We start from the raw sequence: 19,939 nt of genomic DNA on the forward strand, positions 1-19,939 counted from the left end.
AGGGTGGGCGCCGGCTCGCTCTGTTGGGAAGTGGTTCGCCAATGCAGCGGCCGCGCCCTAGATGAGGCCGAGTGCCTCGAAGCGCTTCTCCAGCACGACGGCCGCGGCCTCGTGGCCCTCTTCGTTGAGGTGCCGGTCGTCGGCCATGTGGCGGGCGAGTCCGTAGCGGGTCAGCCAGTCGCCCACGCTGACGAACGAAAGTCCGTACTCCTTGGCCACCGAGCCCAGCAGCGTGTCGACCTGGGTCCTGCGGCCGCCACCGGCGTCGGCGCCCCTCGCGAGCGTGCCGACCATCACGACGTTGGCGTCCGGGTACCGGTTTTCGACAGCATCGATCAGGCGCTCGGCGTTCTCCGAGATCTGGATGTCGGACGCACCCCTCGTGGCGTCGTTCCCGCCGCCTTCGATGACTACCACGGGTGGCGCACCATAGGGCAGGTGCCAGTCGCCGTTCTCCAAGGCATCGATGTAGTTGCCCCGGCTGCCGTTGCCGGCCACAAAGCCGGTGCCGCTCCCGCCGCAGAAGACGACGTTGAAGCCAAGCCTTTCCAAGGCAAGCCTGGGCCAACTATCCGAGGGCTCCGACTGGGAGTCGCCGATCAGCACGGCAGTGTTTTCGATGTCCTTGACGATGACTTCGGTCCGGCCGTTGGCGGGGTTCCGGTACAGCGAGCCCGCGGGCAGGCTGCTGGGGTCCACTGCGGTCTTCCGGCGGACGGAACCCGCAGCGGCGGGCTGGCCGGGGCCGGGTGCGGCCGCGACCGGAAGTTCTTTCACGCGGTCCGAGGTCTTAGGCAGTGCGGCGGGCTGCATCGCCGGGGTGCAGGCGCCCAGAAAAAGAGCGGCGGCCAGCAGCGGCGGGACTATGTGGGCCATCCTCTGGGCACTTGGCATGTCGGACTTCCCCCGCGTTCGTAGTTGCTTCAGCAATAATGCGGCAAACCGGGGCCGAATACCAGTGACTTTGGTCACCTGGGCGGCGCAGCGGACTCACGATTCGGTAACGGGCAGGGGAGGGGCGCTTTTCGGATTTTAGGCCAATAAATGTCCAAGCGTCTAGAATGGATGAAGGCGCCCTGTGTCAAAGGGCCGTACCTGTCGTGCGTTCCGGTTGGAAATGTCGCGATACAACAGCTGACTTCACCACTGAATCGAGCAATAACGCATGTCTGAAACCACCACCAACACTGCGGTAGCCACTGCATCGCGCAGTGACCYGCGCAACGTCGCGATCGTGGCCCACGTTGACCACGGCAAGACCACCCTGGTCGACGCCATGCTCAAGCAGACCAACTCCTTTGCCGAGCACAACCACCTCGAAGACCGCGTCATGGACTCCGGTGACCTGGAACGGGAAAAGGGCATCACCATCCTGGCCAAGAACACCACGGTGGCCTACAACGGTCCGTCCTCAAACGGCGAGACCATCACGATCAACGTCATCGACACCCCCGGCCACGCCGACTTCGGCGGTGAGGTCGAGCGCGGCCTGTCCATGGTCGACGGCGTCGTCCTCCTCGTCGACGCTTCTGAGGGCCCGCTGCCCCAGACCCGCTTCGTGCTGCGCAAGGCCCTCGCCGCGCACCTGCCGGTGATCCTGCTGGTCAACAAGACCGACCGCCCCGACGCCCGCATCGAGGAAGTCGTCCACGAGTCCATGGACCTGCTCCTTGGCCTGGCCTCCGACCTCGCCGACGAAGTTCCGGACCTGGACCTGGACAAGATCCTCAACGTTCCGGTCGTTTACGCCGCCGCCAAGGTCGGCCGCGCTTCGCTCGAGCAGCCCGCCGACGGCACCGCACCGGAGAACGAGAACCTGGAGCCGCTGTTCCAGACCATCATCGACCACATCCCGGCCCCGACTTACAACCCGGAGGGTGTGCTGCAGGCGCACGTCACCAACCTCGACGCCTCCCCGTTCCTTGGCCGTCTCGCCCTGCTGCGTATCTACAACGGCACCCTGCGCAAGGGCCAGACCGTGGCTTGGGCGCGTGCCAACGGTGAACTCAAGAACGTCAAGATCACCGAACTGCTCGCCACCAAGGCACTCGACCGCGTCCCGGCCGAGTCCGCTGGCCCGGGCGAGATTGTCGCCGTCGCCGGCATCGAGGAGATCACCATCGGTGAGACCCTGACCGACGCCGAGAACCCGCAGCCGCTGCCGCTGATCACGGTGGACGACCCGGCCATCTCCATGACCATCGGTATCAACACCTCGCCGCTGGCCGGCAAGGTCAAGGGCGCCAAGGTCACCGCACGCCAGGTCAAGGACCGCCTTGACAAGGAACTGATCGGCAACGTCTCCATCAAGGTGCTCCCGACCGAGCGTCCGGATGCCTGGGAAGTCCAGGGCCGTGGCGAGCTCGCGCTGGCCATCCTGGTCGAGCAGATGCGCCGTGAAGGCTTCGAGCTGACCGTGGGCAAGCCGCAGGTTGTCACCAAGACCATCGACGGCAAGGTCCACGAGCCGATGGAGCACATGACCATCGACGTGCCCGAAGAGTACCTCGGCGCCGTCACCCAGCTCATGGCCGCACGCAAGGGCCGCATGACCAACATGGCCAACCACGGCACCGGCTGGTGCCGCATGGAGTTCATCGTTCCGGCCCGTGGCCTGATCGGCTTCCGCACCAAGTTCCTCACGGACACCCGTGGCGCCGGCATCGCCGCCTCCATCTCCGAAGGCTACGAGCCGTGGGCCGGCCCGATCGAGTACCGCACCAACGGTTCGATGATCGCCGACCGCGCCGGCGTTGTTACCCCGTTCGCCATGATCAACCTGCAGGAACGCGGCTCCTTCTTCGTCAAGCCCACCTCCGAGGTCTACGAGGGCATGATCGTCGGCGAGAACTCCCGCGCCGACGACATGGACGTCAACATCACCAAGGAAAAGAAGCTCACCAACATGCGTGCCGCTTCCTCGGACACCTTCGAGAACCTGACGCCGCCGCGCGACCTGACCCTCGAAGAGTCCCTCGAATTCGCCCGCGAAGACGAGTGCGTCGAGGTAACCCCGGACGCCATCCGCATCCGCAAGGTCATCCTTGACACCAACGAACGTGCCAAGGCCAACCGCGCCCGCGCCAAGGTCTAATCCCGGACTCCGGGCTTCGGCTGAGAAGTGACTAAGAGAGCTGCCGTCAGGGCAGGCGGTATTGCCGCCGCCCTGGCGGCAGCTCTTTTCGTTGCCCTGGCCGGCACCGCACTGCACCGACAGCAGCTGGCGGCAGCCGGCATCGAACTTCCCTGGGGCGCCGCGGCCGCGCTGGTGCTGCTCGCATCGGTGGAACTGCTGCTCGGAGCAGCGTCGCGTTCCCTGGTCCCGCCGGCGGTCTGCGGTGCAGCGTGCTACGCGCTGACGGGCTGGTGGTCCACCTTAGAGACAGGCAAGCGGCTCATCATCGGGGATCTGGCCGGCAACCTCTGGATTTTCGGCACGGCCCTGGTCACAGTGGTCATGCTCATCTGGTGCCGCCGCTACGCCCGCGGCAGGTCCCGGCCCTAGCCCCGGCGGGGCGGGGCGGGTGGAACTTCCTTGGCTGCCACGACGAGTTGCAGGGGGATGGCGACGTCGGCGCGGCGCGTGCGGACGGTGCAGCCGCCGTCGGACCTCCCCACAAGGTCACCGAGCGCGTCGGTGAAGCCTCCGTCGATCCGGTACCGCACCACCACTCGGGTGCCCAAGGGGGCGTCGGAGAGGAACTGCTGCGGCTGGGGGATCGGTGAACTCACCCGTTCATAGTAGGACGCGCAGGCTCTGTGACGCCCGGCTAGGTTCGCGGGATCGTGCTGGGAGATAATAGGCTCAGAAGTCAGCAGCCCGGCGCTCAGGCCGGGAGCAAGATCCGGCGGGATGCCGGAACCAACGTGGAGAGGCCAGGGACGTGACGTACGTAATCGCGCAGCCGTGTGTAGATGTCAAAGACAAGGCATGCATTGAGGAATGCCCCGTCGATTGCATCTACGAGGGTGAGCGTTCCCTGTACATCCACCCGGACGAGTGCGTGGACTGCGGCGCCTGCGAGCCCGTCTGCCCCGTCGAGGCCATCTACTACGAGGATGACACCCCCGAGGAGTGGGCCGACTACTACAAGGCCAACGTCGAGTTCTTCGACGTGCTCGGTTCGCCGGGCGGCGCGGCCAAGATCGGCAACACCCACACGGACCACCCGATGATCGCCGCCCTGCCGCCGCAGAACCAGGACAACTAGGACGGCGCCCCGGTGACTTCAGCGGTGCGCAGCTTCGGCCTCAGCCTGCCCGACTACCCGTGGGAAGCCATGGCCCCGTATCTCGCGCGGGCCGCGGAACACCCCGGGGGCGTTGCCAACCTCTCGATCGGCACCCCGGTGGACGATACGCCCGCCTTGGTGCAGGAAGCCCTCCGGGCCGCGGCCAACGCGCCCGGCTACCCGACGGTGCACGGCACCCCGGCGCTGCGGGAAGCTATCGCAGCCTGGTTCGAGCGCCGCCGCGGCGTGCCCGGACTGGATCCGCAGAACGTGATGCCCACCGTCGGTTCCAAGGAACTCGTGGCCTGGCTGCCGTTCCTGCTCGGCCTCAAGCCGGGCGACGTCGTCGTCCGGCCGACCGTGGCATACCCCACCTACGACATCGGGGCCACCTTTGCCGGAGCCGAGCACGTCGCCGCGGACGACCTCGACGAGCTCGACGCCGACACCCGCGCGCGCGTGCGGCTCGTCTGGGTTAACTCCCCGGCCAACCCCACCGGAAGCGTCCGCGACGTGGCCTCCCTGCAGCGGATCGTGGACCAGGCGCGGGAACTCGGCGCCGTGGTCGCCTCCGACGAGTGCTACGCCGAACTCGGCTGGGGCGAATGGGACGTCCAGCGCGGCGGCACGCCGGTCCCCAGCATCCTTGACCCCCGGGTGGCCGGGGACTCCCACGAAGGCCTCTTGGCGGTCTATTCGCTGAGCAAGCAGTCCAACCTCGCCGGCTACCGGGCCGCCTTCGTGGCCGGAGACGGAGCGATCATGGCCAACCTGGTCAACAGCCGGAAACACGCCGGCATGATCGTGCCCTACCCGGTCCAGGAAGCCATGCGCGTGGCCCTCGGCGACGATGCCCACGTGGCCGCGCAAAAGGACCTGTACCGCGGCAGGCGCGAGCGGATCGTTCCGGCCCTGGAGCGCTTCGGGCTGACCATCCACGAATCCCGCGCTGGGCTGTACCTCTGGGCCACCGCCGGTGAGGCAACCTGGGACACCGTCGGCCGGCTCGCCGACCGTGGAATCGTCGTCGGGCCGGGCGTCTTCTACGGGGACGCCGGCAACGGCTTCATCCGGGTGGCGTTGACTGCCACGGACGAACGGATCGACGCCGCCGTCGAACGGCTGGCTACGGGACCGTAACAATGCTGTGAGGAGGGCCACAAGATGCCCGATTTGGCCGCCTCGGAGTCGTCCCGGATTAGTGCCACCCGCGAACTGGCGGTAGTTTTTAACTGACTATCAATGGTGGCTTTCCACAAGAAGGCAGCGCAGCCGTTGGAATCCGTGTCCAGATACAGGTTCCGTGGGCCGCTTCACCAGATGTTGGATCAAGCTTTCAACAGAGGCCCTGACGCCTCATGAGGAGAATCCATGACTGAGACCACCAGCGCAACCCTGCGTCATGCGGGCGGCGAGCTCGAGCTCCCGCGCATCAAGGTTGTTGAAGGAAACGAGGGCTACGACGTTTCCAAGCTGCTGAAGCAGACCGGCGCCGTTGCCTTCGACCCCGGTTTCATGAACACCGCGGCCACCACCTCGGCCATCACGTACATCGACGGCGACGCCGGCATCCTGCGCTACCGGGGCTACCCGATCGAGCAGCTCGCCCAGCACTCCAGCTTCCTGGAAGTCTCCTACCTGCTGATCTACGGCAACCTGCCGACGCCGGCCGAGCTGGAAGCATTCGACCAGCGGATCCGCCACCACACCCTGCTGCACGAGGAGCTCAAGGGCTTCTTCAGCGGCTTCCCCCGCGACGCCCACCCGATGCCGGTGCTGTCCTCGGCCGTCTCCGCGCTGTCCACCTTCTACCAGGACTCGCTGGACCCGTTCAACGCCGAGCAGGTTGAGGTCTCCACCTACCGGCTGCTGGCCAAGATGCCGGTCATCGCCGCCTACGCCCTGAAGAAGTCCGTCGGCCAGCCGATGCTGTACCCGGACAACTCCCACAACCTCGTGGAGAACTTCCTGCGCCTGAGCTTCGGCCTTCCGGCGGAGCAGTACGAGGTGGACCCGGTGGTCGCCAAGGCACTGGACCTGCTGCTGATCCTGCATGCGGACCACGAGCAGAACTGCTCCACCTCGACGGTCCGGCTGGTCGGCTCCTCCAACGCCAACCTCTTCGCCTCCGTCTCCGCCGGCATCAACGCGCTCTTCGGCCCCGCCCACGGCGGCGCCAACGAGGCCGTGCTCAAGATGCTCCGCCAGATCCAGGCCGACGGCATCAAGCCCGAGGACTACATGGAGAAGGTCAAGAACAAGGAAGACGGCGTCCGCCTGATGGGCTTCGGGCACCGGGTCTACAAGAACTACGACCCGCGTGCCAAGATCGTCAAGGCCACCGCGCACGAGATCCTCAGCAAGCTCGGCGGCAACGACGAACTGCTCGAGATCGCGCTTCGCCTCGAAGAGAAGGCGCTGCAGGATGACTACTTCATTCAGCGCAAGCTCTACCCGAACGTCGACTTCTACACCGGCCTGATCTACAAGGCCATGGGCTTCCCGGAGAAGATGTTCACCGTGCTGTTCGCGATCGGCCGCCTGCCGGGCTGGATCGCCCAGTGGCGTGAAATGATCAGCGACCCGAACACCAAGATCGGCCGCCCGCGCCAGCTGTACACGGGAGAACCGGAACGAAACTACCCTTCGGTCTAACCCCGGAACCACATACGACGCCGGCCGCGCACCTCGAGCGAGAGGAGCGCGGCCGGCGTCGTTGTTGGCGCACTCGGTGGTGCTGGAGTTGCGGGTGTGACCGGCGTGGAGCGTCCAGCATGGGCACATCCGTGCTAAAAAGGAGCAATGCCCAAATTTGTCGACGCTGCTTTGCGGCGCCAAGAAGTTGTCGAAGCCGTCTTCAGGATCGTCGCAGCGGACGGGCTCGAAAGGGCATCCCTCCGCGAAGTAGCTGACGAAGCCGAGCTGGCCGTTGGCTCGGTGCGGCACTACTTCGCCAGCAGCGACGAACTCCTGGCCCACTCCTTCGGCGTCGTCGTGGACCGCATCGCGGCCCGGCTGGACGCTGCCGAGGCCCGGCTGGCGGCGACCTCCCCGGGTTCCGCCGAGCACCGGGACGGAGCGTTAGCCCTGCTGGCGGAACTGCTCCCGCTGGATGAGGAACGGGCCGTGGAGGCCTGCGTCTGGATGGCCTTCAAGAACGCGGCCCGCACCAAGCCGTTCCTCGCCCCGGAGGCCGACCGAAGCCACCGCACGGTGGCCGCCGTGGTCGGCCGGTTGATGATGGACCTGGCCGCGGGCGAGGCCGGCGGCCCCGGCCAGCAGCAGCTCGTCACCGAGGCCGAACGGCTGCTCGCGACGCTGGACGGACTCACGATGCACGCTTTGCTTCAGCCGGAATGGATGACGGCGCAGATGTGCCACGATGTACTGGAAGCCCATTTGGTGAGCCTGGACAGCCGCGCTGCCAGCCATTAACGTGCGCTACCTTCAGGAATAGACTGGAAAAGTACGTCTTGCCAAGGGAGGCAATCGGATGCACCACACAGGCGGTCCCGGCTGGCGGATCACCATGGACACCTCAGGTCCCATGCTCATAGCGCTTTACGTCCGCGACGCCGCCGGCCTGGATACTGCAGGCCACCCGGCACTCTCCCACGTGGCCCCGAAGATCCGTTCCTCCGACCACACGCATTTGATTGACGAGGTCGGCGGCATGCCTGCCCTCAAGACCGAGTGGGAGGCCTGGTGGGCGCAGCTCCTGAAGGCACACCCCGAGATGGAACCGGAACTGGGCCCGCCCGGCTTCCGGGCGTTCGGCAACTCGCCGGCACTGCGGCGCGTACTGCAGGCCCACTTCGGCGCGGCGCTCAGCTGGGCGCGGGAACGCCGGGGGGAGTACCTTGCCCTCGAAGCCGAGCGGGACGCCAGCGGAGCCACCCAGCTGCTCGCCGACATGGTCGACGACCGGCTGCTGGAAGTCGGCCGGGCGGCGCGGGATTTCGAGCTGACCATCATCGAGCTCCCGCTCGCCGAACCCCGGGCCTGGTACCTCGAACCGGACAAGATCATCATGAGCTCGGCCCTGCTCTCCGAGCCCGAGCTGTTCCGCAGCTACGTCCAGCCGGTCGTCGAACTCCTGGTCTGAACCGGAGTCCGGCCTCTGGGCCGTCAACTAGGTGTAGTTCTCACGGAGGTTGTGAACGCGGCTGATGGGGGTTTTGCCTCCGATGCCGGTATGGGGTCTGTGGTGATTGTAGTGGTGGAGCCAGTCTGGGTAGGTGGCTGCCCGTTCGGTTTCTGATGTGTAGGGCCGGGCGTATGCCCATTCCGTGGCGAGGGTCCGGTTGAAGCGTTCTACCTTGCCGTTGGTTTGGGGCCGGTAGGGGCGGGTCCGGCGTTGCTTGATGTGCGGGCCCAGTGCGGCGGCGAAGGCTCTGGAACGGTAGCAGGCCCCGTTGTCGGTGAGCACGGCTTTGACGGCAATTCCGTGGGCTGCGAAGAACGCGGTCGCGCGGAGCCAGAACGCTGCGGCGGTTTCCTTCTTTTCGTCGGTGAGGATTTCTGAGTATGCGAGCCGCGAGTGGTCATCCACGGCGTGGTGCAGGTAGGCGTAGCCGGTCCCTGCGCGGCGGTTCCTGCGGCCCAGCGCCCGGCCCAGGGACCGGTGCCCGCCGCCCTGTGGGATGCGCCCAAGTTTCTTGATGTCCACGTGGATCAGGTCCCCGGGATGGTCGTGTTCGTAGCGTCGTGGCGCAGGCTTGCGCACGGGCAGGCCGGTGCTTTGGTCAAGGCAGGCCAGTCGGGGCATCTGGTACCGGGCCAGGACCTTGCCTACCGTCGAGCGGGCAAGGTGTAGGTGGGCCGCGATCCGGTGGGGTCCCCAGCGGCGGGTGAAGCGCAGCGCCAGGATCCGCCGCTCAGTGCGGGTGTTGGTGCGGTTCGGGCTCCGGTGAGGTCGCGATGACATGTCAGCCATGCCATCCTCGCCGCAGGCCCGGTACCGGTCCACCCATTTCTTCGCCGTGGCCGGCGAGCACTGGAACCGTTCTGCGGCGCGGCGCAGAGTCCAGTCCTGCTCGATGACCAGCCGTGCGAGCTTTCCCCTGGCTCTGGGTGTCAAGTCTGCGTTGGCATGGGTAACGTAGGACACGAGAGCCTCCTGGCGTCGAGATGAGTGTGGTAACCCAAATCGATACCGGAGGCTCTCGCTCTTTACATCAAGCCACGCTGTTCACAACCTCCGTGGGAACTACAACTAGGGCGCGGGCTTCTCCGCGACGGTGATGCTGACCTGCCCGGCGGGCGCCTCCGAGGACTGCCAGCCGTTGTGGTCTGCCCTGGTCCAACCCTTGCCGTCCGTCCGGACTTCGGTGACGGACAGCGCCTTCGCGTTCGCCACCGCCCACTGCGCCACCGCCCACGCCTGGTTGTCCTGGGCCTGGACCGTCACCGTCTTGCCGGACGCCGTTGCCGGGACGGTCCCGAAGGCCGCCAGCAGTCGCTGACGGACCTGGCCGGCGTTCCCGGCGGCATCCGGCTTGCGCAGCGAGCAGTCCACGCCCTGCGGGGTGTAGCCGGTCAGGGCCGAGGCGAAAGCGCGGGCCATCGGTTCGTGCTGGGCGTAGGCGCCCGGATAGGCCGAGCGCTGGACCCTCTGGGCGGCCTCGGTGATGGGAATGACCTGGTAGCCGGGGATTTTCTCGAGGGCATCGTAGAACGCGTTGGTGGCGTGGTACGGGTCCATCACCTGCGCCTCGGTGCCCCAGCCCTGGGAGGGACGCTGCTGGAACAAGCCGCGCGAGTCCGGGCCGGCTTGGTCGCCGTGGCCGATGTTGCGCAGTTTCGATTCCTGCATGGAGGTGGCCAGGGCGATGCTGGCGGCTCGTGCCGGCAGCCCGCGGCGGACCGCGACGGCGCTGACCAGGGCGGCGTTGGCGGCCTGGTCGGTGGCGAGATCCTCGCCGCCGGCCCCCACTGCGGTGCAGCGCTCCGTGATCAGCGTCTCGGAGCGCTGCAGGAATCCCACCGCCGTGTAAATGGCGCCCGCCACCATCGCCAGGGCCAGCAGCAGCACGATCCGTCGGCGCCAGCGACCCCTGCGTGCCATGTAACTACTCCCTCAAGCCCGGACGGGCCGGTCGGTTCTTCAGCCGGTTGATTGTCGGCAGCCGCCTAGTTGGCGTGCAGAGCCTCGTTGAGCTCGACAGTCTGTCCCTTGCGCGGCAGGACTTCCACTTCGCCGGTGGAGGAGTTGCGGCGGAAGAGCAGGTTCGGGATGCCCGAGAGCTCSACGGCCTTGACKATCYGGCTGGTGTCCTCGCCGTCGGCGTCCTTCGGCCCGACCACCCGCACGCGGGTTCCGGCCGTGACGTAGAGGCCGGCCTCCACGACGGAATCGTCGCCGATGCTGATGCCCACGCCCGAGTTGGCGCCGAGCAGGACCCGCTCACCGAGGGAGATTTTCTCCTTGCCGCCGCCGGAGAGCGTGCCCATGATGGAGGCGCCGCCGCCGACGTCGGAGCCGTCGCCGGCCACCACGCCGGCGGAGATGCGGCCCTCGACCATGGACGTGCCGAGCGTGCCGGCGTTGAAGTTCACGAAACCCTCGTGCATGACGGTGGTGCCTTCGGCCAGGTGCGCGCCGAGGCGGACGCGGTCGGCGTCGGCGATCCGCACGCCGGAGGGGATAACGTAGTCGACCATCCGCGGGAACTTGTCGACGCCGTAGACGGTCACCGCACCGCGCTTGCGCAGGCGTGCGCGGGTCAGTTCAAAATCTTCGACGGCGGCCGGGCCGAAGTTGGTCCACACGACGTTGGGCAGCTTGCCGAAAATGCCGTCCAGGTTGATGCTGTTCGGCTGCACCAGGCGGTGGGAGAGCAGGTGCAGGCGCAGGTACGCGTCCGCGGTGTCCGCGGGTGCCTCGTCAAGATGGATCTGGACGAAGACCACTTTCTGTTCGGTGCCGCGGTCCGGATCGGCACCGTGCGCGGCGATGTCGAGCAGTGACTGGTCCGCGTTCGCGACGTCGCGCAGGTTCTCCGCAGCGGTTCCGAGCGCCGGCGCCGGGAACCAGACATCCAGCACAGTGGCCGTGCCGTTGTGGGTGGCGATGGTGGCGACCCCGTAACCGTAGGCGGAGCGGTAGTCTTCGGGCGCGACGGCAGCAGCGGTTTCAGTCATGCGTCAAGTCTATAGACGGCCCACGCGCTCCCTGAAACCGGTGACGGGAGCCGGACAGATACAGTGGAACGGTGACTGATCATATTGCCCCCGCCCGTCTGGACCTGCACCAGGACGTTGCCTGCTTGACCGCGGACATCATCGACATTTTCAGCGTCTCCGGGGAGGAACGCCGGCTGGCCGACGCCGTTGAGCACGCCCTCCTCGCCATCCCGGAGTTGGAACTGACCCGCGACGGCGACGCGATGATCGCCCGCACCAACCTCGGCAGGGCAGAGCGCGTCATCCTCGCCGGACATCTCGACACGGTCCCGCTGCCCACCACCGAGGGCGCGCTGGGCACGGTTCCCTCCTACTGGCCCTCCGGGGCGCCGGGGGAGGGCATCCTGTACGGCCGCGGCGCCACCGACATGAAGAGCGGCGTCGCAGTGCAGCTGGCGCTGGCAGCGGGCCTGTTCGACGGCGGCGCGGCGCCGGACAAGGACGTCACCTTCGTCTTCTACGACCATGAGGAAGTCGAGGGCGTCAAGAGCGGCCTCGGCCGGCTGGTGCGGAACCACGGCGCCCTGCTCGAGGGCGACTTCGCGATCCTGCTCGAACCCACCGACGGGACGGTCGAGGGCGGCTGCAACGGCACGATCCGTTTCGAGGCGACCACCCTCGGTGAGGCCGCCCATTCGGCGCGGGCCTGGATGGGCAGCAACGCCATCCATGCCGCGGCCCCGATCCTGGCCCGACTGGCCGCCTATGAGCCGCAGACCGTCACGGTGGACGGGCTGGACTACCGCGAGAGCCTCAACGCCGTGCGGGTCAACGGCGGTACCGCTGGCAACGTCATCCCGGACCGCTGTGTCGTGGAGATCAACTACCGCTTTGCCCCTGACAAGTCCATGGCGCAGGCCGAGGAGCACGTCCGCGAACTGCTGGCCGGCTTCGACCTGGTCCGCACCGACGGGGCCAACGGTGCACGCCCGGGCCTGAACCACCCCGCGGCCGCCTCCTTCGTGGGCGCCGTGGGCGCCGAGCCGAAGCCCAAATACGGCTGGACCGACGTCGCGCGTTTCAGCGAACTGGGCGTCCCCGCCGTGAACTTCGGCCCGGGCGATGCGCTGCTGGCGCACAAGGATGACGAGCACGTCGACGCCGAGGCGATCCGCGAGTGCCTGCGGGCGCTGCGCAGCTGGCTCGGCGTCTAGTCTCTGCCCCGCACCCCTCGAAAAAAAGGAAGGTCCGGAACCCGATCGGGTTCCGGACCTTCTTGCTTGGAGCTGGCTGGACGGGCCTACTTCGCCGGGGCGGTCCCGGCGACCGGGACGTGGGCGGTACCGCCGGCGGCCTTCTTGGAACCGCGCTTCTCGATCCAGATGGCGAGCCGGGAGACCGCCAGATTGATCGCGATGTAGATGGCAGCGGCCACGAAGAACACCGGGAAGAGGAACTGCGGACCCAGGAAGTCGGCCATGACCTGCACCGCGCGAAGGAGCTCGCCGTAGGCCACGATGTAGCCGAGCGAGGTGTCCTTGAGCAGGACCACCAGCTGCGCCACGAGCGAGGGGAGCATCCGGCGGATGGCCTGCGGCAACTCAATGGTCAGCCGGGACTGGAAGCTGGTGAGGCCGATGGCGAGGCCGGCTTCGCGTTGTCCCTTGGGCAGCGACTGAATGCCGGCGCGGATGATTTCGGCGAAGATCGCCGAGTTGTAAAGGACCAGGCCGGCCACGACGGCGATGAAGGAACTGGTGGCAAAGACGAGCAGCACGAACAGCATCATTAGCACCACCGGCATGCCGCGCAGGAACTCCAGCACGATGCGGGTGGGAACACGGACCCAGGCGACGTCGGAGATGCGCATCAGGCACAGCAGCAGGCCCAGCGGGAAAGCGATCACGGCCGAGACCGCTGCGGCGCTGAGCGTGGCACCGATGCCGTTGGCGATCAGGGTCCAGACGTCGGCCTGGCTGAAGATGGCCCAGCGCTGGGCCTCGAAAATGCCCTGCTGGGCGAGGGTCATCACGGCCAGGACCAGGAGGGCGCCGATCACGATAACGCCAATGACTGAGCCGATCAGGGAAACGCGGCGGGCTTTCGGGCCCGGGACGTCGTAGAGAACAGAGCTCATCGTGCGATCGCCACCTTTCGTTCAACCACGTTGGCGAGGTAGCCAAGCGGCACGGTAATCAGCAGGTAGAAGAACGCGACGCCCACCAGGACCCACATGACGGCGTCGCCGTGGTCGTTGGCGAGCTGCTTGCCGTAGCCGAAAAGCTCGAGCACATAGAACGCGCCGGCCACGGAGGAGTTCTTCACCAGGGCGATCAGGATATTGATCAGCGGCGGGATCACCGTGCGGAGAGCCTGCGGCAGGATGATCAGGGAGAGCACCTGGCTGAACTTCATGCCGATGCTGCGTGCGGCCTCGGCCTGGCCCACGGGAACACTGTTGACGCCGGAGCGGACCGCCTCGGCGATGAAGGCCGAGGTGTAAGCGCTCAGGGCGATGATCGCGGCGACTTCGAACTGCTGGAACGTGACACCCAGGCGGGGCAGCACCACGGCGGCGAAGAAGAAAGCGATGGTCAGCGGGGTGTTCCGGACAATCTCCACGTAGGCCATGCTGAAACCGCGCAACGCGGCGATGGGGGAGACCCGGGCCGCCGCGAGCAGGGTGCCGAAGACAAGGGCGATGATTCCCGAGACCACGGCCAGGAAGAGGGTTCTGAGAAAGCCGTCCCAATACTGGGGCAGGCTTTCAATGATGACGTCCATAGGTTCCTTCAGCTGCGTTGAGGGGATTCAAGCTTGAGCAGGGGTGCGGCGGCCGCCGGTCCGCAGGGGTGCGGGTTCCGGCGGCCGCCGCGTCCGGCTTTAGTAGCGGTCGATGGTGGGGAGCTTCGGAGCGGTCTTGATGACTGCGCCGGCGGTCGCTTCCCAGGCCTTCTTGTAGGAACCGTCCTTGTCGAAGGCTTCCAGCTGGTCGTTGATCCAGTTGCGGAAGACCTTGTCGTCCTTCTTCAGGCCGATGCCGTAAGGCTCCTTGGTGAAGGTCTCGTCCGAGGCCAGCTTGAAGGCATCCGGCTCCTTGTTGACGAAGCCGGCGAGGATGACGTTGTCGGTGGTGACAGCTTCAACCTGCTTGTTGCGCAGCGGCTCAAGGCAGGCGGAGTAGGTCGCGGCCGGAACCAGGACTGCTCCGTACTTCTCCACGATGGTGGAGGCAGGGGTGGAACCGGTGACGGAGCAGACCTTCTTGCCCTTGACGTCCTCAGGCTTGGTGATGGAGTTGTTGTCCTTGTTCACCATGAGAGCCTGGCCGGCCTCGTAGTACGGACCAGCGAAGTCGACTTCGGTCTTGCGCTTGTCGTTGATCGTGTAGGTGGCGACGATGATGTCGACCTTGCCCTGCTTGATGAACTGCTCGCGGTTGGCGGAGACGGTCTCGACCCACTCGATCTTGTCAGCGGGGATGCCCAGCTTCGCGGCGATCAGCTTGCCGATCTCAACGTCGAAACCGACAGGCTTGCCGTCGAGGCCCTTCTGGCCGAACAGCGGCTGGTCGAACTTGGTGCCGATGGTGATCTTGCCGGCGGAAGAAAGCTTTGCCATGGTGCTGTCGGCGGCAAAGCTCGGCTTCTCGGCTACGGGCGGGTTGGTCGTGGAGGAGCTGCCGCCGCAGGCGCTCAGGCTCAGGGCCAGAGCTGCGGATGCGGCCACCAGAAGGGACTTCCTTCGGGTCAAAAATGCCATCATGACATTCCTTTCATTGGGCGGCCGCCTCACGGCGGCCTGGGTGCGGTCTCTGCGGAAGGTTCGGTGTTGGTGTTCGGAGCCTGGCGGGCTTAGTGCGTCAGCAGCTTGGACAGGAAGTCTTTGGCGCGATCACTCTTCGGGTTGGTGAAGAACTCCTCGGGCGTGGCGTCTTCGACGATCTGGCCGTCCGCCATGAACACCACCCGGTCCGCGGCCTTGCGGGCGAAGCCCATCTCGTGGGTCACCACGATCATGGTCATGCCTTCCTTGGCGAGCTGGACCATGACGTCGAGGACCTCGTTGATCATTTCGGGGTCCAGAGCGGAGGTGGGCTCGTCGAAGAGCATGACCTTCGGCTTCATGGCGAGGGCACGGGCGATGGCCACACGCTGCTGCTGGCCGCCGGAGAGCTGGGCCGGCAGCTTCGGGGCCTGGTGTCCGACGCCGACGCGCTCGAGCAGGGCCATGGCGTCCTTGTCCGCTTCGGCCTTGGACACGCCCTTGACCTTGATCGGTCCGAGCGTGACGTTTTCCAGGATCGTCTTGTGGGCAAACAGGTTGAAGGACTGGAAGACCATCCCGACGTCGGCGCGCAGCTTCGCGAGTTCCTTGCCCTCAGCGGGAAGATCCTTGCCGTCGATCTTGATGACGCCGTCATCGATGGTTTCCAGCCGGTTGATGGCGCGGCAGAGCGTTGACTTGCCGGAACCCGAGGGGCCGATGACAACAACGACCTCTCCCTTGCGGACGTTCAAATTGATGTCCTTGAGGACGTGCAACTGGCCGTAATGCTTGTTGACGGCATTCAGGGAGACGAGGGCATCGCCGGGCACTTGAGTAGTCATAAGAAGAATCTAGCGAACATTAGCGGATTATGACCCCAATCACTCGGAGTTGGTCAACATCGTGACCCAAGAGATATCCGCAGGTCAGGGGCCGCGTCGCCGGGTCCGGCGTGCAGGCCGTGCCGAACCGCCCGGCCTGCCGATCCGCGCTAGCCTATGGGCATGAGTACCGATCCGCAGCCCACGCCAGAGCCGAACCCCGCGCCGAACACCGGTGCCGGGCGGCGGGATTACCCGCCGGCCAACGGTATCCGGCACAAGGGCCCCCTTGAACTGCGCCGCAAGGCTGCCAAGGTCACGATGTCGGACCAAACGCTGCTGGACACCAAGGGCCCCGGGCAGTTTGTGCACACCGACCCGTGGCGGGTGCTGCGGATCCAGAGCGAATTCGTGGAAGGTTTCGGCGCCCTCGCCGACCTTGGCCCGGCGGTCAGCGTTTTTGGTTCCGCGCGGACCCTGCCGGGGAGCCTCAACTATGAGCTGGCCGTCGACGTCGGCCGCAAACTGGCCGAAGCCGGCCTGGCCGTCATCACCGGCGGCGGTCCCGGCTCCATGGAAGCGGCCAACAAGGGTGCGGTCCAGGGCAACGGGGTATCGGTGGGCCTGGGGATTGAACTGCCGTTCGAGCAGGGCATGAACCAGTGGGTCGACCTTGGCATCAACTTCCGTTATTTCTTTGCCCGGAAGACCATGTTCGTGAAATACGCCCAGGGATTCATTGTGCTCCCCGGCGGCCTGGGCACCCTGGACGAGCTTTTCGAGGCCATGGTCCTGGTCCAGACGCGGAAGGTAACGTCCTTCCCGATCGTGCTGATCGGCACCGCGTTCTGGAGCCCGATGCTGGACTGGATCCAGACCACCCTGGTCGCCGAGGGAATGATGGCGGAGGAAGACCTCGACCTCGTGCAGGTGGTCGACGACCCGGCGCTCGCCGTCGAACTCATCGTCGAAGGCGCCGCCCGGCACCGCAACCCCAACGGGGCCAACCCCAGCGCCGGAAACGGCACGGGCAACGGCAGCAACGGCAGCAACGGCGCAGCCGGCGGTCCGCGGGCCTGACCAGCCCGCACGGCCGCGTCTGGCACGATGGAGCTGTGAGTTTCTTCCTGGTCTTCGTGGCGATCGCGCTTGCCGCCGTCGCCATCCTCGTCGGTACCGACCTGGTGCCGCGGTTCTTCCGCCGCCGCGCCGGCGAACAGCCATTCGACGACGGCTTCGACGAGCCGGTGGCGTCGCTGCCGGCCGTGCTGCTGCCTGCCGACGCGGCCCCCGCGGACATCGACCGGATCCGGTTCGCCGTCGGGGTACGGGGCTACCGAATGGACCAGGTAGATCAAGTCCTCGACGAGCTGCGCGAGCAGATCGCCCGAAAAGACCGCGAAATTGCCCGGCTCCGCACGGCGGCGCAGCGAACCTCGCCGGGGCCGTCAGCGCCGGGCCGGCTCCCGGAACAGGCGCCGGACCGGCTCCCTGGCTCCGCGACGGAATCGACGCCGGAATCGACGCCGGAATCGGCGTCGGACCCGGCACCGTGACCCCGGTGGCCCAGGAGAACGCCAACTCTGCCGTGTGGGGCCGGATCGCGGCCGCCGGCACGCGCGCCGCCCGCTGGCCGTGGTGGCTGCAGGTCGGCGGCCTCTACCTCGCGGCCCGGCTGGTCAGTGCCTGCATCTTCATGGCGGCCGCCCTGCATCAGGGCGTGAACCCGTGGTTTCCGCCGAAGCCGGACTACTGGAACTTCATCAACATCTGGGATGCCCGCTGGTACGGCGAAGCCCTGCGGAACGGCTATCCCGCCGAACTGCCGACCGACGACGCCGGCACGGTGCAGGAAAACACGTGGGCCTTCTACCCGCTCTTCCCGCTACTGGGCCGGACCCTCGCCGGGGTGGCCGGAATCGCGCCCGCCGCCGCGCTCACCATCATCGCCATGCTCTCCGGGCTGGCAGCCGCCCTGGTGGTCTACCGGCTTTTCCGGCAGAAGGCCACGCACCGCACGGCGCTCTGGGGCGCGGTCTTCTTCTGCACCTTCCCCGTTTCTCCAGTGCTGCAGGTTCCCTACGCGGAGTCGCTGAACCTCCTGCTGCTCGCCGCGGCGCTGCTGCTGGTGGTCCGCCGGCGCTACCTCTGGGCGATGCCGGTGGTGCTCCTGATGTGCCTGTCGCGGCCCACGGGCGTGCCCTTCGCCGCGATGGTCGGATTGCTCTTCCTGTACCGGGTGTATCCGCACCTGGTCGCTGCGTTCCGCGGAGCGCCCCGGATCGCTGCGGCGCACGGCCCCGGCGGGGAAACCCCCGCAGCCCTGTCGTCCAAACCGGGCGAGCTGTGGTCGCTGGCCGGCCTCACCGCCGTCAGCAGCCTGGCGGCGCTGCTGTGGCCCGCCATCGCGTGGGCAGCCACGGGCGACATCCAGGCCTACACGAAGACGGAGACTGTCTGGCGCGGCCACGATCTCGTGCCCTTCAAGCCCTGGTTCGACACAGGTATCCAGCTCTTCGGCCCCGTCCTCGGACTGCTGGCGCCGTTTGTCGTCGTGGCCGCCATTGTCCTCCTGATGACGTCCCGCCCCGTGGCAGCCCTCGGCACCGAGCTCAGGCTCTGGTGCGTTTGTTACATGGGCTACCTGCTGGCGTTCCTGCACCCGCAGACCAGCACCTTCCGGATGCTGCTGCCGCTGTTCCCGCTGGCGCTCAGCGCCGCCCTCGTCTCCCGCTCCCGGGCCTACCGCGGGACCGTTGTTGTCATGTTTATTCTGCTGCAAATCGTCTGGATCGTGTGGCTTTGGGCATGGGCCCAATTGCCCGGCGGAGGCGACTATCCGCCGTGATGCCGGACACCTTTTGCTGCCGTAAATGCGGGATTCCCCGACGGCATAAAAAGTCCATCGATTAGCTACAAGCGCGTAATTACGGGATAATGGAACGTAAGCTAAGGAAAACTAAGAATTTAGCCACGGAGGCTGCCATCACGGCCGCCGGGCTGTTTGTTTGACCAAGCGGACACAGCCCGGCCGGGCTGGAAAGTCACGGGACTACTGGAGGGGATATTCCTCATGGCGGCTATGAAACCACGCACCGGCGACGGCCCTATGGAAGTGACGAAAGAGGGCCGCAGCCTGATCATGCGGGTTCCGCTCGAAGGCGGGGGACGGCTGGTAGTCGAACTCAACGCTTCCGAAGCGACAAATCTCAAGGAATGCCTGGTCGGCGTTACCGAATAGTTTTTTCGTCACAGGGAAGGGGCCCGCAGCCGGTTGGCTGCGGGCCCCTTCGCCGTTTTCGGGGCTATTTCTTGACTGCCACCAGCAAACCGTCGCCGGTCGGCAGCATGGCTGAGGCGAGGCGGTCGTCGTCGCGGATGGACTTGCCCACCTGGCGCAGCACGACGGTGGTGGCCTCGCGGGCCGCGGGGTTGGAGACGCGGTCCTTGTCGAGGGCGTCGTTGACGATCAGCAGGCCGCCGGACTTGAGCAACCGGATGGCCTGTTCCACGTAGCTGGGGTAGTTGGGCTTGTCCGCATCGATGAAGACCAGGTCGTAAGCGCCGTCGGTCAGTCGCGGCAGCACGTCGCCGGCGCGACCGGAGATGGTGCGCGTGCGGTTAGCGGGGCTGCCTGCCTCTTGGAAGGACTCCCGCGCGGCGCGGAGGTGCTCGACGTCGACGTCGATCGTCGTCAGGACCGCCTGCGGGCCGAGGCCCCGCAGGATGCAGACGCCGGAGACGCCGGCGCCGGTGCCGATTTCCACGGCCGTCTGGGCCTTGGAGGCGGCTGCGAGTACCGTCAGGACGGCGCCGACGCCGGGTCCGATCGGGGTGACGCCCAGTTCGAAAGACCGTTCGCGCGCGTGCAACAGAACCTCATCCTCGGCAGGCAGATCTTCTGCGTAGGACCAGCTCGTGGACTTATCGGCGCTCATGGGTATCGCTTTCCGGGCAGGAGGGGAGTGTTTCATACAGCGTACTGTGTTCTGA

At 66.6% G+C, this 19,939-nt stretch carries 22 protein-coding genes; 12 read left to right on the plus strand and 10 right to left on the minus strand.

Translation table 11 applies throughout. From position 1 onward, the window contains the following. Positions 1-57 precede the first annotated feature (57 nt). On the minus strand, positions 58-876 hold the full coding sequence (locus AC1DK9_RS03980) for an SGNH/GDSL hydrolase family protein (protein ID WP_476915050.1): 819 nt from the start codon (positions 874-876) through the stop codon (positions 58-60). A 289-nt stretch (positions 877-1,165) separates the two neighbouring features. Here AC1DK9_RS03980 and typA point away from each other — a divergent pair, with 289 nt between their 5' ends. Together typA and AC1DK9_RS03990 are read left to right on the plus strand one after the other, a co-directional pair. After that, positions 1,166-3,094, plus strand: coding sequence for a translational GTPase TypA (typA, locus tag AC1DK9_RS03985; RefSeq protein WP_476915051.1), 1,929 nt, complete (start codon positions 1,166-1,168; stop codon positions 3,092-3,094). Positions 3,095-3,121: 27 nt separating this feature from the next. Next, positions 3,122-3,505 (plus strand): hypothetical protein, encoded by a 384-nt coding sequence (locus AC1DK9_RS03990; protein ID WP_476915052.1) that lies wholly within the window; start codon positions 3,122-3,124, stop codon positions 3,503-3,505. Here the strand turns inward: AC1DK9_RS03990 and AC1DK9_RS03995 are convergent. After that, entirely contained in the window at positions 3,502-3,732 is a 231-nt protein-coding gene (locus AC1DK9_RS03995; RefSeq protein WP_476915053.1) for a putative acetyltransferase, read from the minus strand. The genes AC1DK9_RS03990 and AC1DK9_RS03995 overlap by 4 nt on opposite strands. Before the next feature lie 152 nt (positions 3,733-3,884). Between AC1DK9_RS03995 and fdxA the strand changes: the two genes are divergently transcribed. The 5 genes from fdxA to AC1DK9_RS04020 all read left to right on the plus strand — a co-directional run bounded on the left by fdxA (position 3,885) and on the right by AC1DK9_RS04020 (position 8,337). Then, entirely contained in the window at positions 3,885-4,211 is a 327-nt protein-coding gene (gene fdxA, locus AC1DK9_RS04000) for a ferredoxin (protein ID WP_056737938.1), read from the plus strand. 12 nt (positions 4,212-4,223) lie between these two features. Beyond that, a complete protein-coding gene (gene dapC / locus AC1DK9_RS04005; RefSeq protein ID WP_476915054.1) occupies positions 4,224-5,372 on the plus strand; it encodes a succinyldiaminopimelate transaminase in 1,149 nt (382 codons plus the stop codon). A 231-nt stretch (positions 5,373-5,603) separates the two neighbouring features. After that, on the plus strand, positions 5,604-6,887 hold the full coding sequence (locus AC1DK9_RS04010) for a citrate synthase (RefSeq protein ID WP_175321750.1): 1,284 nt from the start codon (positions 5,604-5,606) through the stop codon (positions 6,885-6,887). Between the two features lie 147 nt (positions 6,888-7,034). Beyond that, positions 7,035-7,667 (plus strand): TetR/AcrR family transcriptional regulator, encoded by a 633-nt coding sequence (locus tag AC1DK9_RS04015; protein ID WP_476863029.1) that lies wholly within the window; start codon positions 7,035-7,037, stop codon positions 7,665-7,667. Between the two features lie 58 nt (positions 7,668-7,725). Continuing rightward, positions 7,726-8,337 (plus strand): hypothetical protein, encoded by a 612-nt coding sequence (locus AC1DK9_RS04020; protein ID WP_476863030.1) that lies wholly within the window; start codon positions 7,726-7,728, stop codon positions 8,335-8,337. 27 nt (positions 8,338-8,364) lie between these two features. Here AC1DK9_RS04020 and AC1DK9_RS04025 read toward each other — a convergent pair whose 3' ends face one another. From AC1DK9_RS04025 to dapD, 3 genes are all read right to left on the minus strand, one after another. Further along, entirely contained in the window at positions 8,365-9,342 is a 978-nt protein-coding gene (locus AC1DK9_RS04025) for an IS481 family transposase (protein WP_476915055.1), read from the minus strand. 105 nt (positions 9,343-9,447) lie between these two features. Then, on the minus strand, positions 9,448-10,299 hold the full coding sequence (locus AC1DK9_RS04030) for a hypothetical protein (protein ID WP_476915056.1): 852 nt from the start codon (positions 10,297-10,299) through the stop codon (positions 9,448-9,450). Positions 10,300-10,364: 65 nt separating this feature from the next. Further along, a complete protein-coding gene (gene dapD, locus AC1DK9_RS04035; RefSeq protein WP_476915057.1) occupies positions 10,365-11,375 on the minus strand; it encodes a 2,3,4,5-tetrahydropyridine-2,6-dicarboxylate N-succinyltransferase in 1,011 nt (336 codons plus the stop codon). Positions 11,376-11,446: 71 nt separating this feature from the next. On the opposite strand from dapD, the gene dapE reads away from it, so the two are divergent. Further along, positions 11,447-12,571, plus strand: a complete 1,125-nt coding sequence (gene dapE, locus AC1DK9_RS04040) for a succinyl-diaminopimelate desuccinylase (RefSeq protein ID WP_476915058.1) — start codon at positions 11,447-11,449, stop codon at positions 12,569-12,571. An 86-nt stretch (positions 12,572-12,657) separates the two neighbouring features. On the opposite strand, the gene AC1DK9_RS04045 is transcribed toward dapE, so the two are convergent. From AC1DK9_RS04045 to AC1DK9_RS04060, 4 genes are all read right to left on the minus strand, one after another. Beyond that, positions 12,658-13,494: an amino acid ABC transporter permease gene (locus tag AC1DK9_RS04045; RefSeq protein WP_476915059.1), complete on the minus strand. Its 837-nt coding sequence runs from the start codon at positions 13,492-13,494 to the stop codon at positions 12,658-12,660. Next, entirely contained in the window at positions 13,491-14,141 is a 651-nt protein-coding gene (locus tag AC1DK9_RS04050; RefSeq protein WP_441417174.1) for an amino acid ABC transporter permease, read from the minus strand. The genes AC1DK9_RS04045 and AC1DK9_RS04050 overlap by 4 nt, the downstream gene beginning before the upstream one ends. 99 nt (positions 14,142-14,240) lie before the next feature. After that, positions 14,241-15,122: a glutamate ABC transporter substrate-binding protein gene (locus AC1DK9_RS04055; RefSeq protein WP_476863036.1), complete on the minus strand. Its 882-nt coding sequence runs from the start codon at positions 15,120-15,122 to the stop codon at positions 14,241-14,243. An 89-nt stretch (positions 15,123-15,211) separates the two neighbouring features. Then, the gene (locus AC1DK9_RS04060) at positions 15,212-15,967 is read right to left on the minus strand and encodes an amino acid ABC transporter ATP-binding protein (RefSeq protein WP_476915060.1); all 756 of its coding nucleotides are present in this window, start codon (positions 15,965-15,967) and stop codon (positions 15,212-15,214) included. 156 nt (positions 15,968-16,123) lie between these two features. On the opposite strand from AC1DK9_RS04060, the gene AC1DK9_RS04065 reads away from it, so the two are divergent. From AC1DK9_RS04065 to AC1DK9_RS04080, 4 genes are all read left to right on the plus strand, one after another. Next, positions 16,124-17,026 carry an LOG family protein gene (locus AC1DK9_RS04065; RefSeq protein WP_476863038.1) on the plus strand — a complete coding sequence of 301 codons (903 nt, stop codon included), beginning with the start codon at positions 16,124-16,126 and terminating at the stop codon, positions 17,024-17,026. Positions 17,027-17,061: 35 nt separating this feature from the next. Beyond that, on the plus strand, positions 17,062-17,502 hold the full coding sequence (locus tag AC1DK9_RS04070; RefSeq protein WP_476915061.1) for a DivIVA domain-containing protein: 441 nt from the start codon (positions 17,062-17,064) through the stop codon (positions 17,500-17,502). Positions 17,503-17,507: 5 nt separating this feature from the next. Next, entirely contained in the window at positions 17,508-18,794 is a 1,287-nt protein-coding gene (locus tag AC1DK9_RS04075) for a hypothetical protein (RefSeq protein WP_476915062.1), read from the plus strand. 225 nt (positions 18,795-19,019) lie between these two features. Then, positions 19,020-19,187, plus strand: coding sequence for a DUF3117 domain-containing protein (locus AC1DK9_RS04080; RefSeq protein ID WP_476863041.1), 168 nt, complete (start codon positions 19,020-19,022; stop codon positions 19,185-19,187). Positions 19,188-19,251: 64 nt separating this feature from the next. On the opposite strand, the gene AC1DK9_RS04085 is transcribed toward AC1DK9_RS04080, so the two are convergent. Beyond that, on the minus strand, positions 19,252-19,884 hold the full coding sequence (locus AC1DK9_RS04085; protein ID WP_476863042.1) for an O-methyltransferase: 633 nt from the start codon (positions 19,882-19,884) through the stop codon (positions 19,252-19,254). Positions 19,885-19,939 lie beyond the last annotated feature (55 nt).

The organism is Arthrobacter sp. 01T414 (assembly GCF_056398965.1).

Excerpts from the sequence above, each read along its gene's own strand:
- AC1DK9_RS04060 (WP_476915060.1), bottom strand. The coding sequence starts at position 15,967 with ATGACTACTCAAGTGCCCGGCGATGCCCTCGTCTCCCTGAATGCCGTC.
- AC1DK9_RS04065 (WP_476863038.1), top strand. The coding sequence starts at position 16,124 with ATGGGCATGAGTACCGATCCGCAGCCCACGCCAGAGCCGAACCCCGCG.
- AC1DK9_RS04010 (WP_175321750.1), top strand. The coding sequence starts at position 5,604 with ATGACTGAGACCACCAGCGCAACCCTGCGTCATGCGGGCGGCGAGCTC.
- AC1DK9_RS04050 (WP_441417174.1), bottom strand. The coding sequence starts at position 14,141 with ATGGACGTCATCATTGAAAGCCTGCCCCAGTATTGGGACGGCTTTCTC.
- AC1DK9_RS03980 (WP_476915050.1), bottom strand. The coding sequence starts at position 876 with ATGGCCCACATAGTCCCGCCGCTGCTGGCCGCCGCTCTTTTTCTGGGC.
- AC1DK9_RS04055 (WP_476863036.1), bottom strand. The coding sequence starts at position 15,122 with ATGATGGCATTTTTGACCCGAAGGAAGTCCCTTCTGGTGGCCGCATCC.
- AC1DK9_RS04045 (WP_476915059.1), bottom strand. The coding sequence starts at position 13,494 with ATGAGCTCTGTTCTCTACGACGTCCCGGGCCCGAAAGCCCGCCGCGTT.
- AC1DK9_RS04085 (WP_476863042.1), bottom strand. The coding sequence starts at position 19,884 with ATGAGCGCCGATAAGTCCACGAGCTGGTCCTACGCAGAAGATCTGCCT.
- AC1DK9_RS04020 (WP_476863030.1), top strand. The coding sequence starts at position 7,726 with ATGCACCACACAGGCGGTCCCGGCTGGCGGATCACCATGGACACCTCA.
- AC1DK9_RS04080 (WP_476863041.1), top strand. The coding sequence starts at position 19,020 with ATGGCGGCTATGAAACCACGCACCGGCGACGGCCCTATGGAAGTGACG.
- AC1DK9_RS04030 (WP_476915056.1), bottom strand. The coding sequence starts at position 10,299 with ATGGCACGCAGGGGTCGCTGGCGCCGACGGATCGTGCTGCTGCTGGCC.
- AC1DK9_RS04015 (WP_476863029.1), top strand. The coding sequence starts at position 7,035 with ATGCCCAAATTTGTCGACGCTGCTTTGCGGCGCCAAGAAGTTGTCGAA.